Source organism: Escherichia sp. MOD1-EC6475 (assembly GCF_003046645.1).
Taxonomy (GTDB): Bacteria; Pseudomonadota; Gammaproteobacteria; order Enterobacterales; family Enterobacteriaceae; genus Escherichia; species Escherichia ruysiae.
The window spans coordinates 1-16,113 of the sequence record NZ_PZKQ01000001.1 but is presented as its reverse complement, the minus strand read 5'-3'; the positions used below and the strand labels follow the sequence as shown (position 1 = coordinate 16,113).

Annotated in this window: 12 protein-coding genes and 1 tRNA gene; 12 read left to right on the top strand and 1 reads right to left on the bottom strand. The window is 50.9% G+C overall.

Features of this window, described 5'->3' with window-relative positions; genetic code table 11:
• A partial coding sequence (locus A7589_RS00065; protein ID WP_235613299.1) for an AAA domain-containing protein occupies positions 1 to 2,034 on the top strand: 2,034 nt, incomplete at its 5' end.
• Between the two features lie 239 nt (positions 2,035 to 2,273).
• Here A7589_RS00065 and argG read toward each other — a convergent pair.
• Positions 2,274 to 3,617 carry an argininosuccinate synthase gene (gene argG / locus A7589_RS00060; RefSeq protein ID WP_000207675.1) on the bottom strand — a complete coding sequence of 448 codons (1,344 nt, stop codon included), beginning with the start codon at positions 3,615 to 3,617 and terminating at the stop codon, positions 2,274 to 2,276.
• Positions 3,618 to 3,964: 347 nt separating this feature from the next.
• Between argG and A7589_RS00055 the strand changes: the two genes are divergently transcribed.
• The 11 genes from A7589_RS00055 to deaD all read left to right on the top strand — a co-directional run.
• A tRNA-Met gene (locus A7589_RS00055) sits at positions 3,965 to 4,041 on the top strand.
• Between the two features lie 206 nt (positions 4,042 to 4,247).
• Positions 4,248 to 4,700 (top strand): ribosome maturation factor RimP, encoded by a 453-nt coding sequence (gene rimP / locus A7589_RS00050; RefSeq protein ID WP_001300397.1) that lies wholly within the window; start codon positions 4,248 to 4,250, stop codon positions 4,698 to 4,700.
• Between the two features lie 27 nt (positions 4,701 to 4,727).
• Positions 4,728 to 6,215 carry a transcription termination factor NusA gene (gene nusA / locus A7589_RS00045; RefSeq protein ID WP_001031044.1) on the top strand — a complete coding sequence of 496 codons (1,488 nt, stop codon included), beginning with the start codon at positions 4,728 to 4,730 and terminating at the stop codon, positions 6,213 to 6,215.
• A 24-nt stretch (positions 6,216 to 6,239) separates the two neighbouring features.
• Positions 6,240 to 8,912, top strand: a complete 2,673-nt coding sequence (gene infB, locus A7589_RS00040) for a translation initiation factor IF-2 (RefSeq protein WP_000133059.1) — start codon at positions 6,240 to 6,242, stop codon at positions 8,910 to 8,912.
• A 162-nt stretch (positions 8,913 to 9,074) separates the two neighbouring features.
• Positions 9,075 to 9,476, top strand: a complete 402-nt coding sequence (gene rbfA, locus A7589_RS00035) for a 30S ribosome-binding factor RbfA (protein ID WP_001040205.1) — start codon at positions 9,075 to 9,077, stop codon at positions 9,474 to 9,476.
• Positions 9,476 to 10,420, top strand: a complete 945-nt coding sequence (gene truB / locus A7589_RS00030; protein ID WP_016159710.1) for a tRNA pseudouridine(55) synthase TruB — start codon at positions 9,476 to 9,478, stop codon at positions 10,418 to 10,420. Before rbfA ends, truB begins: the two co-directional genes overlap by 1 nt.
• A gap of 148 nt (positions 10,421 to 10,568) precedes the next feature.
• The gene (gene rpsO / locus A7589_RS00025; protein ID WP_000059470.1) at positions 10,569 to 10,838 is read left to right on the top strand and encodes a 30S ribosomal protein S15; all 270 of its coding nucleotides are present in this window, start codon (positions 10,569 to 10,571) and stop codon (positions 10,836 to 10,838) included.
• A gap of 246 nt (positions 10,839 to 11,084) precedes the next feature.
• Complete coding sequence (gene pnp / locus A7589_RS00020; RefSeq protein WP_000933927.1) at positions 11,085 to 13,220, top strand: polyribonucleotide nucleotidyltransferase; 2,136 nt, start codon at positions 11,085 to 11,087, stop codon at positions 13,218 to 13,220.
• A gap of 108 nt (positions 13,221 to 13,328) precedes the next feature.
• The gene (gene nlpI, locus A7589_RS00015; protein ID WP_000802080.1) at positions 13,329 to 14,213 is read left to right on the top strand and encodes a lipoprotein NlpI; all 885 of its coding nucleotides are present in this window, start codon (positions 13,329 to 13,331) and stop codon (positions 14,211 to 14,213) included.
• A gap of 106 nt (positions 14,214 to 14,319) precedes the next feature.
• Positions 14,320 to 14,400, top strand: a complete 81-nt coding sequence (gene yrbN, locus A7589_RS00010; RefSeq protein ID WP_010723222.1) for a protein YrbN — start codon at positions 14,320 to 14,322, stop codon at positions 14,398 to 14,400.
• On the top strand, positions 14,393 to 16,113 hold a 1,721-nt coding region (gene deaD / locus A7589_RS00005), incomplete at its 3' end, for an ATP-dependent RNA helicase DeaD (RefSeq protein ID WP_001506304.1). The genes yrbN and deaD, both read left to right, overlap by 8 nt.

Sequence of the window (16,113 nt, the reverse complement as noted above, 5' to 3'; positions counted from 1 at the left end):
GTTCAGGGGGCCAGTCTAGCGATTTTGTCATGGCTTCCTGCTGTTCGTACTAAACGCCATTGCCAGATTAATCTCTTCCTGGACTCTACATTCGGCGCAAGAATGACATCGTTCCAGGGAAATTATCCCGAAGATATTGATGAATTTATTGATGGTTTGATTGCTAAAACGCAAAAAGAGCAGGTGGAGTGCCAACAGAACATCAATTTTGCGCAGGACATAGCCCGACGCGAAATGGAAGCAGCAAACCAATGGCGCGAGTTGACTTATACTCTGGGTTACAGGGGGGATGATGAATTGAACCTGGCCGGAGCAGACGAGCTTGCCGATACGCAGATCCGTTTTCCAGCGTTCTTGTTAGCGACCCATTATTGGGAGGGGCGTTGGCTGATGGATATGGCGGCTATCAATAATCTGCAAAAAGAAAAAGGACTCAATGAGGCAATTAGCGTTAAGGCTCGTTGGTTAAGAAGAATGAAACTTACCCCTTGTGTGGTGATGACCTGCTACATGTTGCCTTACCATATGAGCAGGAAAAAATCTTTCGGCAGGGACGGAAAACCTGATAATCATTATTTATATAACTTTGCCGATTTACTGATTGTTGATGAAGCGGGGCAGGTGCTCCCGGAGGTTGCTGCGGCCTCATTTGCATTGGCGAAGAAATCTCTGGTAATAGGCGATACGGAACAAATAGCACCTATCTGGAATTGTCTGCCCATCACCGATATAGGCAATATGCTGGAGGATAACATTCTTCCTGGCGTCACTCAGGAAGAGTTAATGAATGCATATTCTCATGTGTGTGAGTCTGGAAAAAGTGCGGCATCTGGCAGCGTGATGAAGGTTGCTCAATACAATTCTCGCTATCAGTATGATTCCAAGTTCGAGCGCGGAATGTATCTGTATGAGCATCGTCGCTGTTTCGATAACATCATTGGCTACTGTAACTCACTTTGCTATCACGGTAAGTTGCAGCCCAAAAGAGGGGTGGAAAAAGAAACGATTTTCCCGGCAATGGGGTATCTGCATATTGACGGCAGGGGTATGAAGCCAAATGGAGGTAGCCGTTACAACTCCCTCGAAGCTGAAACAATTGCAGCATGGCTGGTGGCTCATAAGGAAGAAATAGAACGCCATTACGGGGAACCGTTGTATAAAGTCGTTGGCATTGTGACGCCATTTTCGGCACAGGTTAATGCCATCAAGACGTCATTGCGTAAGCTGGAGATTAATTGCAGTGACGAAGATGATTCGCTGACCGTGGGAACTGTGCATTCCTTGCAGGGGGCGGAGAGGGCGATAGTTCTTTTCTCTACGGTCTATTCAAAACATGAGGATGGGCGGTTTATTGATAGCAATAGCAGCATCCTCAATGTCGCAGTCTCGCGTGCGAAAGATAGTTTTCTGGTTTTTGGGGATATGGATCTTATTGAGATGCAGCCGGCTTCCTCGCCGCGAGGATTACTGGCTACATATCTGTTTGCTTCAGACAACAATGCGTTGCAATTTGAGTTTCAGAAACGACAAGATTTAAGTTCCGCAAATGCACAGATTTCAACGCTGCATGGTGTGGAGCAGCATGATGCATTTTTGAATAAGGCTCTTGCCGGGGCTCAAAAGAAAATAACGATCATTTCTCCCTGGTTATCCTGGCAAAAAGAGGAGCAAACCGGGTTTCTGGCGTCAATGGCTCTGGCCCGTTCCCGGGGCATTGATATTACCGTGGTGACGGATAAAAACTGCAATATAGCGCATGTCGATGATGGTAAGCGTCAGGAGAAACGACATCTGCTGAATGATGCTGTTGAAAAGCTCAATAATATGGGCATCGCTACGAAATTGGTTAATCGTGTCCACAGCAAAATTGTGATTGAGGATGAAGAGCTGCTGTGCGTCGGATCTTTTAACTGGTTCAGTGCCGCGCGGGAAGATAAATATCAACGATACGATACGTCTTTGGTGTACCGTGGCGAAGGCGTAAAAAATGAAATAAAGGCAATATATAGCAGTCTGGAACAGCGTCAGCTATAAGTGCGAAGATCGGTTCCTGACACAGGATGACGTAATAATGTCATCGGTGAAATCGATAAAGAGAATATTTTACTCATATGAAGGCGACTATAAGATTTATTGCGAGTCGCCTTCCCTATTTTCAATCTCATTGTTTATCTCATCTTTCATCTTTGCATAATGCGCATGGCATTATAAGAAAAGATTTGACAGAGGAAATCCAGATAACCCCGCCCTTGATGGGCAGGGTTAACGTCGAATTACTGGCCTTTGTTTTCCAGATTCTCAACCTGCGGTACGCCTGAAGCGGCAGAAGATGAGAGCAGACCCGTTTTGGCATAACCGAAAAGTTTCTCGCGAGTATCGGTGATATCCAGGTTGCGCATGGTCAGTTGACCGATACGATCATCTGGCGAGAACACCGAGTCACCTTTTTCCATCGTCAGACGTTCTGGTTTGTAAGTCAGATTGTCAGAGACGGTATTAAGGATGGAGTAATCATTCCCGCGACGCAGCTCCAGGGTAACTTCACCTGTAATCTGGCTGGCAACCCAGCGTTGCAGAGAGTCACGTAGCATCAATGCCTGGGAATCGAACCAACGTCCCTGATACAACAGACGACCCAACTGACGACCATGCGCGTGATACTGCTCGATGGTGTCTTCGTTGTGAATACCTGTCAGCAGACGTTCATAAGCGATATGCAGTAGCGCCATCCCCGGAGCTTCGTAGATACCACGGCTTTTCGCTTCGATGATACGGTTTTCGATTTGGTCGCTCATGCCCAGGCCGTGACGACCGCCGATGCGGTTGGCTTCCAGCATCATTTCCACATCATCGCTAAAGGTTTTGCCGTTCAGCGCCACCGGATGACCCTGTTCGAAACGTACCGTGACTTCTTCTGCCGGGATCTTCACACTCTCATCCCAGAATTTCACACCCATTATCGGGTTGACGATTTTGACGCTGGAGTTGAGGTATTCCAGATCCTTCGCTTCGTGCGTCGCACCAAGCATATTGGAGTCGGTGGAGTAGGCTTTCTCAACCGACATTTTATAGTCGAAACCGCAGGCAATCATAAATTCAGACATTTCATGACGACCGCCTAACTCATCAATAAAGTCAGTATCAAGCCACGGTTTGTAAATTTGTAGTTCCGCGTTGGTCAACAGACCGTAACGATAGAAACGTTCGATATCGTTTCCTTTATAGGTGCTGCCATCACCCCAGATGTTAACGCCGTCTTCTTTCATGGCAGCAACCAGCATGGTGCCAGTCACGGCGCGACCCAGCGGCGTGGTGTTAAAATAGGTCAGGCCGCCAGTGGTGTTATGGAAAGCACCACACTGAATAGCGGCAATGCCTTCCGCCACCAGTTGTTTGCGGCAGTCGATTAGACGAGCGTTCTCCGCGCCGTATTCCATAGCACGACGAGGGATCGCATCATAATCCTCTTCGTCTGGCTGACCCAAATTTGCAGTATATGCATAAGGGACAGCTCCCTTTTGTCGCATCCACAGCAGTGCGGCACTGGTGTCCAGACCGCCAGAAAAAGCGATGCCAATACGTTGACCTACCGGGAGATGCTTGAGAATCGTCGTCATAAAATAACACCCTGCTTGATTAACTGATGATGAGCCTGGATTTCCGCTCTCACTGAATTATTATGCAAAATAAATGAGTTTTCATTTAATCATCTTTTATCGGAGACCGGAAGAGTTTAGTGCGTTTTTTGTAAAATAGTGCGTTTAAGAGAAGTAAGGTGAGGTAGAAATTACTCAATCAATGAAAGTGAACTGGATATCCATTCACGTGAGTAGCAATAAATGTTGACAAAATGTGGCGTGGATCACTATAATGACCACAGATTTTACGTCCCGTCTCGGTACACCAAATCCCAGCAGTATTTGCATTTTTTACTCAAAACGAGTAGAATTTGCCACGTTTCAGGCGCGGGGTGGAGCAGCCTGGTAGCTCGTCGGGCTCATAACCCGAAGGTCGTCGGTTCAAATCCGGCCCCCGCAACCACTTTCCCTTAGAGTTCTTTTTCAAATATACTGTGAAGACTTCGGCCTTCGTAGTGGGATTTGAAAAAATCCTTCTGGAAAGTGCTCCAGACCGCATTTGCGGTTATAGGGTTCAGTTATATAAAGCCCCGATTTATCGGGGTTTTTTGTTATCTGACTACAGAATAACTGGGCTTTAGGCCCTTTTTTTATGTCTTGGGGGTGGGCTTGTCCACATTAGAGCAAAAATTAACAGAGATGATTACTGCGCCAGTTGAGGCCCTGGGTTTTGAACTGGTTGGCATCGAGTTTATTCGCGGTCGCACATCCACACTGCGCATCTATATTGATAGTGAAGATGGCATCAATGTTGATGATTGTGCTGATGTGAGCCACCAGGTAAGTGCCGTGTTGGATGTTGAAGATCCCATCACCGTTGCTTATAACCTGGAAGTCTCCTCACCGGGTCTCGATCGCCCACTGTTCACGGCTGAACACTACGCCCGTTTCGTCGGAGAAGAGGTGACTCTGGTTCTCCGTATGGCGGTACAAAACCGTCGTAAATGGCAGGGCGTTATCAAAGCGGTAGACGGTGAAATGATCACAGTTACCGTCGAAGGTAAAGATGAAGTGTTCGCGCTGAGTAATATCCAGAAGGCGAACCTGGTTCCCCACTTTTAATAGTCTGGATGAGGTGAAAACCCCGCGATGAACAAAGAAATTTTGGCTGTAGTTGAAGCCGTCTCCAATGAAAAGGCGCTGCCTCGCGAGAAAATTTTCGAAGCGTTGGAAAGCGCATTGGCTACAGCAACCAAGAAAAAATATGAACAAGAGATCGACGTCCGCGTACAGATCGATCGCAAAAGCGGTGATTTTGACACCTTCCGTCGCTGGCTGATAGTTGATGAAGTCACTCAGCCGACTAAAGAAATCACCCTTGAAGCTGCGCGTTTTGAAGATGAAAGCCTGAACCTGGGCGATTACGTTGAAGATCAGATTGAGTCTGTCACCTTTGACCGCATTACGACCCAGACGGCAAAACAGGTTATCGTGCAGAAAGTTCGTGAAGCCGAACGCGCGATGGTTGTTGATCAGTTCCGTGAACACGAAGGTGAAATCATCACTGGCGTGGTGAAAAAAGTAAACCGCGATAATATCTCTCTGGATCTGGGTAACAATGCTGAAGCTGTCATCCTGCGTGAAGACATGCTGCCGCGTGAAAACTTCCGCCCTGGCGACCGCGTTCGTGGCGTACTTTATTCCGTTCGCCCGGAAGCGCGTGGCGCGCAGCTGTTCGTAACCCGTTCCAAGCCGGAAATGCTGATCGAACTGTTCCGCATTGAAGTGCCGGAAATCGGCGAAGAAGTGATTGAAATTAAAGCTGCAGCTCGCGATCCGGGCTCTCGTGCGAAAATCGCGGTGAAAACCAACGATAAACGTATCGATCCGGTAGGTGCTTGTGTCGGTATGCGCGGTGCCCGTGTTCAGGCAGTTTCCACCGAGCTCGGCGGCGAGCGTATCGATATCGTCCTGTGGGATGATAACCCGGCGCAGTTCGTGATCAACGCGATGGCACCGGCAGACGTTGCTTCTATCGTGGTGGATGAAGATAAACACACCATGGATATCGCCGTTGAAGCTGGTAATCTGGCGCAAGCAATTGGCCGTAACGGTCAGAACGTGCGTCTGGCTTCGCAGCTGAGTGGTTGGGAACTCAACGTAATGACCGTTGACGACCTGCAGGCTAAACATCAGGCGGAAGCACACGCAGCGATCGATACCTTCACCCGTTATCTCGACATTGACGAAGACTTTGCCACTGTCCTGGTAGAAGAAGGCTTCTCGACGCTGGAAGAACTGGCCTATGTGCCGATGAAAGAGCTGTTGGAAATTGAAGGCCTTGATGAGCCGACTGTTGAAGCACTGCGCGAGCGTGCTAAAAATGCACTGGCCACCATTGCACAGGCCCAGGAAGAAAGCCTCGGTGATAACAAACCGGCTGACGATCTGCTGAACCTTGAAGGGATGGATCGTGATTTGGCATTCAAACTGGCCGCCCGTGGCGTTTGTACGCTGGAAGATCTCGCCGAACAGGGCATTGATGATCTGGCTGATATCGAAGGGTTGACCGACGAAAAAGCCGGAGCACTGATTATGGCTGCCCGTAATATTTGCTGGTTCGGTGACGAAGCGTAATAAACTGTAGCAGGAAGGAACAGCATGACAGATGTAACGATTAAAACGCTGGCCGCAGAGCGACAGACCTCCGTGGAACGCCTGGTACAGCAATTTGCTGATGCAGGTATCCGGAAGTCTGCTGACGACTCTGTGACTGCACAAGAGAAACAGACTTTAATTGACCACCTGAATCAGAAAAATTCAGGACCGGACAAATTAACGCTGCAACGTAAAACACGTAGCACCCTTAACATTCCTGGTACCGGTGGAAAAAGCAAATCGGTACAAATCGAAGTCCGCAAGAAACGCACCTTTGTGAAACGCGATCCGCAAGAGGCTGAACGCCTTGCAGCGGAAGAGCAAGCGCAGCGTGAAGCGGAAGAGCAAGCCCGTCGTGAGGCAGAAGAATTGGCCAAACGCGAGGCGCAACAAAAAGCTGAACGTGAGGCCGCAGAACAAGCTAAACGTGAAGCCGCTGAACAAGCGAAACGTGAAGCTGCGGAAAAAGACAAAGTGAGCAATCAACAAGACGATATGACTAAAAACGCCCAGGCTGAAAAAGCCCGCCGTGAGCAGGAAGCTGCAGAGCTCAAGCGTAAAGCTGAAGAAGAAGCGCGTCGTAAACTCGAAGAAGAAGCACGTCGCGTTGCTGAAGAAGCACGTCGTATGGCGGAAGAAAACAAATGGACTGATAGCGCGGAACCGACCGAAGATTCCAGCGATTATCACGTTACAACCTCTCAACATGCTCGCCAGGCAGAAGACGAAAGCGATCGTGAAGTCGAAGGCGGTCGTGGCCGTGGTCGTAACGCGAAAGCCGCTCGTCCGAAGAAAGGCAACAAACATTCAGAATCTAAAGCCGATCGTGAAGAAGCGCGTGCAGCGGTTCGTGGCGGTAAAGGCGGAAAACGCAAAGGTTCTTCACTGCAGCAGGGCTTCCAGAAGCCAGCTCAGGCCGTTAACCGTGACGTGGTGATCGGCGAAACCATCACCGTTGGCGAACTGGCGAACAAGATGGCGGTTAAAGGCTCTCAGGTTATCAAAGCGATGATGAAACTGGGTGCAATGGCAACCATCAACCAGGTCATCGACCAGGAAACCGCACAGTTGGTTGCCGAAGAGATGGGCCACAAAGTTATCCTGCGTCGTGAAAACGAACTGGAAGAAGCGGTAATGAGCGACCGTGACACGGGGGCTGCGGCTGAACCGCGCGCGCCGGTCGTGACCATTATGGGTCACGTTGACCACGGTAAAACTTCTCTGCTGGACTACATTCGTTCAACGAAAGTGGCCTCTGGCGAAGCAGGCGGCATTACCCAGCACATCGGTGCATACCACGTTGAAACTGAAAACGGCATGATCACCTTCCTGGACACCCCGGGGCACGCCGCGTTTACTTCAATGCGTGCACGTGGTGCACAGGCAACGGATATCGTAGTTCTGGTTGTCGCTGCAGATGACGGCGTAATGCCGCAGACCATTGAAGCAATCCAGCACGCGAAAGCGGCGGGTGTGCCGGTTGTGGTTGCTGTGAACAAAATCGATAAGCCAGAAGCCGATCCAGATCGCGTTAAGAACGAACTGTCCCAGTACGGCATTCTGCCGGAAGAGTGGGGCGGTGAAAGCCAGTTCGTACACGTATCTGCAAAAGCGGGTACAGGTATCGACGAACTGCTGGATGCGATCCTGCTGCAGGCTGAAGTCCTGGAACTGAAAGCTGTGCGTAACGGGATGGCGAGCGGTGCGGTCATCGAATCCTTCCTCGATAAAGGTCGTGGTCCGGTTGCAACTGTACTGGTACGTGAAGGTACTCTGCACAAGGGCGACATCGTTCTGTGTGGCTTCGAATACGGTCGTGTTCGTGCAATGCGTAACGAACTGGGTCAGGAAGTGCTGGAAGCAGGTCCGTCCATTCCGGTGGAAATCCTTGGTCTGTCCGGTGTTCCGGCTGCGGGTGACGAAGTTACCGTTGTTCGTGACGAGAAAAAAGCACGTGAAGTTGCACTGTACCGTCAGGGTAAATTCCGTGAAGTTAAACTGGCGCGTCAGCAGAAATCTAAACTCGAGAACATGTTCGCCAACATGACCGAAGGCGAAGTTCATGAAGTGAACATCGTACTGAAGGCTGACGTTCAGGGTTCTGTGGAAGCGATTTCCGATTCCTTGCTGAAACTGTCTACTGACGAAGTTAAAGTGAAGATCATCGGTTCTGGCGTAGGTGGTATCACCGAAACCGACGCGACCCTGGCGGCTGCATCCAACGCGATTCTGGTTGGCTTCAACGTTCGTGCTGATGCCTCTGCGCGTAAAGTGATTGAGGCTGAAAGCCTGGATCTGCGTTACTACTCCGTCATCTATAACCTGATTGATGAAGTTAAAGCGGCGATGAGCGGTATGCTGTCTCCGGAACTGAAACAACAGATCATCGGTCTGGCAGAAGTGCGTGACGTGTTCAAATCACCGAAATTCGGCGCCATCGCAGGCTGTATGGTTACCGAAGGTGTGGTTAAACGTCACAACCCGATCCGCGTTCTGCGCGACAACGTGGTTATCTACGAAGGCGAGCTGGAGTCCCTGCGCCGCTTCAAAGATGACGTTAACGAAGTCCGTAACGGTATGGAATGTGGTATCGGCGTTAAGAACTACAACGACGTCCGCACTGGCGATGTGATCGAAGTATTCGAAATCATCGAGATTCAGCGTACGATTGCCTAAGGCTGATTGGGTGTAGGCCGGATAAGGCGTTTGCGCCACATCCGGCAGCCGTTGCCTGATGCGACGCTGGCGCGTCTTATCAGGCCTACGTGAACAGCCCTTCCACCTGAAATTAATTTTAAAAAGGGGCTTATGGCCCCTTTTTTGTCAGGAGAATTTATTATGGCGAAAGAATTTGGTCGCCCGCAGCGCGTAGCGCAGGAAATGCAAAAAGAGATCGCTCTCATCCTGCAACGCGAAATTAAAGATCCTCGTCTGGGCATGATGACCACCGTTTCCGGTGTCGAAATGTCTCGTGACCTGGCGTATGCCAAAGTGTATGTCACTTTCCTCAACGACAAAGATGAAGATGCGGTAAAAGCGGGCATCAAAGCGTTGCAGGAAGCCTCTGGTTTCATCCGCAGCCTGCTGGGCAAAGCGATGCGTCTGCGTATCGTCCCGGAACTAACCTTCTTCTACGACAACTCATTGGTTGAAGGGATGCGTATGTCAAACCTGGTGACCAGCGTGGTCAAACATGACGAAGAACGTCGTGTTAACCCGGACGACAGCAAGGAGGACTAATGAGTCGTCCTCGTCGTCGCGGTCGCGACATTAACGGCGTTTTGTTGCTGGATAAACCGCAGGGCATGTCCAGCAACGATGCGCTGCAAAAAGTGAAACGCATTTATAACGCCAACCGTGCCGGACACACCGGCGCGCTGGACCCGCTGGCGACCGGCATGTTACCGATTTGCCTCGGGGAAGCGACGAAGTTTTCCCAGTATCTGCTGGACTCCGACAAACGCTATCGGGTGATTGCGCGTCTTGGGCAGCGTACCGATACTTCCGACGCTGACGGACAAATCGTTGAGGAGCGTCCGGTAACCTTTAGTGCAGAGCAACTGGCGGCAGCACTGGATACTTTCCGTGGCGATATCGAACAGATCCCTTCGATGTATTCGGCGCTGAAATATCAGGGCAAAAAACTGTACGAGTACGCGCGTCAGGGTATTGAAGTCCCACGCGAAGCGCGTCCGATTACCGTTTATGAATTGCTGTTTATTCGTCATGAAGGCAATGAGCTGGAGCTGGAAATTCATTGCTCAAAAGGCACCTATATCCGCACCATCATTGACGACCTGGGTGAAAAACTTGGCTGTGGCGCGCATGTTATTTACCTGCGCCGTCTGACAGTAAGTAAATATCCAGTCGAACGGATGGTGACCCTGGAACATCTGCGTGAACTGGTTGAGCAAGCTGAACAGCAGGATATTCCGGCTGCGGAGTTACTTGATCCATTACTGATGCCAATGGACAGTCCAGCTTCGGACTATCCGGTGGTGAATCTTCCGTTAACGTCTTCTGTTTACTTCAAAAATGGTAACCCGGTTCGTACATCTGGTGCGCCGCTGGAAGGACTGGTTCGTGTTACAGAAGGTGAGAACGGTAAGTTTATCGGTATGGGCGAAATTGACGATGAAGGCCGCGTCGCGCCTCGTCGCCTGGTGGTTGAATACCCGGCGTAATGTTAACCGTCTTGCGATAACAGGTCGCTACGAGTAGAATACTGCCGCTTAACGTCACGTAAATTGTTTAACACTTTACGTGACGTACACTGGGATCGCTGAATTAGAGATCGGCGTCCTTTCATTCTATATACTTTGGAGTTTTAAAATGTCTCTAAGTACTGAAGCAACAGCTAAAATCGTTTCTGAGTTTGGTCGTGGTGAAAACGACACCGGTTCTACCGAAGTTCAGGTAGCACTGCTGACTGCACAGATCAACCACCTGCAGGGTCACTTTGCAGAGCACAAAAAAGATCACCACAGCCGTCGTGGTCTGCTGCGCATGGTTTCTCAGCGTCGTAAACTGCTCGACTACCTGAAACGTAAAGATGTAGCACGTTACACCCAGCTCATCGAGCGCCTGGGTCTGCGTCGCTAATTCTTGCGAGTTTCAGAAAAGGGGCCTGAGTGGCCCCTTTTTTCAAGCTAACGGCAGCAATTCACTGGAAACTAATGTATTGTTGCTATGAATGATCTTCCGTTGCAGAGGTTCGCGCGGCTAATGAGAGGCTTTACCCACATCAGGCTGGGTTAGGGTTGTCATTAGTCGCGAGGATGCGCAGAAGATCGGGTATTAACACCAGTGCCGTTAAGGTGCTGTCTAAGAAAGAGAAAGGATATTACATTGCTTAATCCGATCGTTCGTAAATTCCAGTACGGCCAACACACCGTAACTCTGGAAACAGGCATGATGGCGCGTCAAGCCACTGCCGCTGTTATGGTTAGCATGGATGACACTGCGGTATTTGTTACCGTTGTTGGCCAGAAAAAAGCCAAACCAGGTCAGGACTTCTTCCCACTGACCGTTAACTATCAGGAGCGTACCTACGCTGCTGGTCGTATCCCGGGTAGCTTCTTCCGTCGTGAAGGCCGCCCAAGCGAAGGCGAAACCCTGATCGCGCGTCTGATTGACCGCCCGATTCGCCCGCTGTTCCCGGAAGGCTTCGTCAACGAAGTTCAGGTTATCGCCACCGTAGTTTCTGTTAACCCGCAGGTTAACCCGGATATCGTCGCGATGATTGGTGCTTCTGCAGCACTGTCTCTGTCTGGTATTCCGTTCAATGGTCCGATTGGTGCTGCCCGTGTGGGTTACATCAATGATCAGTACGTACTGAACCCGACTCAGGACGAGCTGAAAGAGAGCAAACTGGATCTGGTTGTTGCGGGTACTGAAGCCGCTGTACTGATGGTTGAATCTGAAGCTGAACTGCTGAGCGAAGACCAGATGCTGGGCGCAGTAGTGTTCGGTCATGAACAACAGCAGGTTGTTATTCAGAACATCAATGAACTGGTGAAAGAAGCCGGTAAACCGCGTTGGGACTGGCAGCCGGAGCCGGTAAACGAAGAGCTGAACGCACGCGTTGCTGCACTGGCTGAAGCTCGTCTGAGCGATGCTTACCGCATCACCGACAAACAAGAGCGTTATGCGCAGGTTGACGTGATCAAATCTGAAACCATCGCGACGCTGCTTGCTGAAGACGAAACCCTGGACGAAAACGAACTGGGTGAAATTCTGCACGCTATCGAGAAAAATGTTGTTCGTAGCCGCGTACTGGCAGGCGAACCGCGTATCGACGGTCGTGAAAAAGATATGATCCGTGGTCTGGATGTCCGTACTGGCGTGCTGCCGCGTACTCACGGTTCTGCGCTGTTCACCCGTGGTGAAACTCAGGCGCTGGTTACCGCAACGCTGGGTACTGCACGTGACGCGCAGGTTCTTGATGAACTGATGGGCGAGCGTACTGACACTTTCCTGTTCCACTACAACTTCCCTCCGTACTCCGTAGGCGAAACTGGCATGGTCGGTTCTCCGAAGCGTCGTGAAATTGGTCACGGTCGTCTGGCGAAGCGCGGTGTGCTGGCAGTAATGCCGGATATGGACAAATTCCCGTACACCGTACGTGTTGTATCTGAAATCACCGAATCCAACGGTTCCTCTTCTATGGCTTCCGTGTGCGGCGCTTCTCTGGCGCTGATGGACGCAGGTGTGCCGATCAAAGCCGCCGTTGCGGGTATCGCAATGGGTCTGGTGAAAGAAGGCGACAACTACGTTGTACTGTCTGACATTCTGGGTGACGAAGACCATCTGGGCGATATGGACTTCAAAGTTGCGGGTTCCCGTGACGGTATCTCTGCACTGCAGATGGATATCAAAATTGAAGGTATCACCAAAGAGATCATGCAGGTTGCGCTGAACCAGGCTAAAGGTGCGCGTCTGCATATCCTTGGCGTAATGGAACAGGCGATCAACGCGCCGCGTGGCGATATCTCTGAGTTCGCTCCGCGTATCCATACCATCAAGATCAACCCGGACAAGATCAAAGACGTTATCGGTAAAGGCGGTTCTGTTATCCGTGCCCTGACCGAAGAAACCGGCACCACCATCGAAATCGAAGATGACGGTACTGTGAAGATCGCAGCGACCGACGGCGAGAAAGCAAAACACGCCATTCGTCGTATCGAAGAGATCACTGCGGAAATCGAAGTGGGCCGCGTCTACAATGGTAAAGTGACCCGTATCGTTGACTTTGGTGCATTTGTTGCCATCGGAGGCGGTAAAGAAGGTCTGGTACACATCTCTCAAATCGCTGACAAACGCGTTGAGAAAGTGACCGATTACTTGCAGATGGGTCAGGAAGTACCGGTGAAAGTTCTGGAAGTTGATCGCCAGGGCCGTATCCGTCTGAGCATTAAAGAAGCGACTGAGCAGTCTCAACCTGCTGCGGCACCGGAAGCTCCGGCTGCTGAACAGGGCGAGTAAGGTTGCCATTTGCCCTCCGCTGCGGCGGGGGGCTTTTAACCAGGCAGGACGCCTTGTTAGCAACCGGGAACAGGACGTTCATTCAACCGTGGTCTTCGGGAGTGGGAAATGAAGCCTTTTTTGCGCTGGTGTTTCGTTGCGACAGCACTTACGCTTGCAGGATGCAGTAATACTTCCTGGCGTAAAAGTGAAGTCCTCGCAGTACCATTGCAACCGACTTTACAGCAGGAAGTGATTCTGGCACGTATGGAACAGATCCTTGCCAGTCGGGCTTTAACCGATGACGAACGCGCACAGCTTTTATATGAGCGCGGAGTGTTGTATGATAGTCTCGGTCTGAGGGCATTAGCGCGTAACGATTTTTCGCAGGCGCTGGCAATCCGACCGGATATGCCTGAAGTATTCAATTACTTAGGCATATATTTAACGCAGGCAGGCAATTTTGATGCTGCCTATGAAGCGTTTGATTCTGTACTTGAGCTTGATCCAACTTACAACTACGCGCACTTGAATCGCGGGATCGCATTATATTACGGCGGTCGTGACAAGTTAGCGCAAGATGATCTGCTGGCGTTTTATCAAGACGATCCCAATGATCCTTTCCGTAGTCTGTGGCTTTATCTCGCTGAGCAGAAGCTCGATGAGAAGCAGGCTAAAGAAGTGTTAAAACAGCACTTCGAAAAATCGGACAAGGAGCAGTGGGGATGGAACATTGTCGAGTTCTACCTGGGCAACATTAGCGAACAAACGTTAATGGAAAGGCTCAAGGCGGACGCAACGGATAACACCTCGCTCGCTGAGCATCTCAGTGAAACCAACTTCTATTTAGGTAAGTACTACCTAAGTCTGGGGGATTTGGACAGCGCCACGGCACTGTTCAAACTGGCGGTTGCCAACAACGTTCATAACTTTGTTGAGCACCGATACGCATTGTTGGAATTATCGCTCCTGGGCCAGGACCAAGATGACCTGGCAGAATCGGACCAGCAATAGCTGACGTACACATCAGCCCGTAATCTTATTTGATTGCCATCACCTTAACGGGTGAGGGCGTTGTTGTTCGTTAATACACCTACTTTGAGCCGGTTCACACTTTTCAATGAAAATTGCTGATCAATTTCATGATGAGTTATGTAGACTGGCCGCCATTAATTTTGAGGCACACGTACTACATGGCTGAATTCGAAACCACTTTTGCAGATCTGGGCCTGAAGGCTCCTATCCTTGAAGCCCTTAACGATCTGGGTTACGAAAAACCATCTCCAATTCAGGCAGAGTGTATTCCACATCTGCTGAATGGCCGCGACGTACTGGGTATGGCCCAGACGGGGAGCGGAAAAACTGCAGCATTCTCTTTACCTCTGCTGCAGAATCTTGATCCTGAGCTGAAAGCACCACAGATTCTGGTGCTGGCACCGACCCGCGAACTGGCGGTACAGGTTGCTGAAGCAATGACGGATTTCTCTAAACACATGCGCGGCGTAAACGTGGTTGCCCTGTACGGCGGCCAGCGTTATGACGTGCAATTACGCGCCCTGCGTCAGGGGCCGCAGATCGTTGTCGGTACTCCGGGCCGTCTGCTTGACCACCTGAAACGTGGCACTCTGGATCTCTCTAAACTGAGCGGTCTGGTTCTGGATGAAGCTGACGAAATGCTGCGCATGGGCTTCATTGAAGATGTTGAAACCATTATGGCGCAGATCCCGGAAGGTCATCAGACCGCTCTGTTCTCTGCCACCATGCCGGAAGCGATTCGTCGCATTACCCGCCGCTTTATGAAAGAGCCGCAGGAAGTGCGCATTCAGTCCAGCGTGACTACCCGTCCTGACATCAGCCAGAGCTACTGGACTGTCTGGGGTATGCGTAAAAACGAAGCACTGGTACGTTTCCTGGAAGCAGAAGATTTTGATGCGGCGATTATCTTCGTTCGTACCAAAAACGCGACTCTGGAAGTGGCTGAAGCCCTTGAGCGTAACGGCTACAACAGCGCCGCGCTGAACGGTGACATGAACCAGGCGCTGCGTGAGCAGACTCTGGAACGCCTGAAAGATGGTCGTCTGGATATCCTGATTGCAACCGACGTTGCGGCTCGTGGCCTGGACGTTGAGCGTATCAGCCTGGTAGTTAACTACGATATCCCGATGGATTCTGAGTCTTACGTTCACCGTATCGGTCGTACCGGTCGTGCGGGTCGTGCTGGCCGCGCGCTGCTGTTCGTTGAGAACCGCGAGCGTCGTCTGCTGCGCAACATTGAACGTACTATGAAGCTGACCATTCCAGAAGTAGAACTGCCGAACGCAGAACTGCTGGGCAAACGCCGTCTGGAAAAATTCGCCGCTAAAGTACAGCAGCAGCTGGAAAGCAGCGATCTGGATCAATACCGTGCACTGCTGAGCAAAATTCAGCCGACCGCAGAAGGTGAAGAACTGGATCTCGAAACTCTGGCAGCCGCACTGCTGAAAATGGCACAGGGTGAACGTACTCTGATTGTTCCGCCAGATGCGCCGATGCGTCCGAAACGTGAATTCCGTGACCGTGATGACCGTGGTCCGCGCGATCGTAACGACCGTGGCCCGCGTGGCGACCGTGAAGATCGTCCGCGTCGTGAACGTCGTGATGTTGGCGACATGCAGCTGTACCGCATTGAAGTGGGTCGTGATGATGGCGTTGAAGTTCGTCATATCGTTGGCGCGATTGCTAACGAAGGCGACATCAGCAGCCGTTACATTGGTAACATCAAGCTGTTTGCTTCTCACTCCACCATCGAACTGCCGAAAGGTATGCCGGGTGAAGTGCTGCAACACTTTACGCGCACTCGCATTCTCAACAAACCGATGAACATGCAGTTGCTGGGCGATGCACAGCCGCATACTGGCGGTGAGCGTCGTGGCGG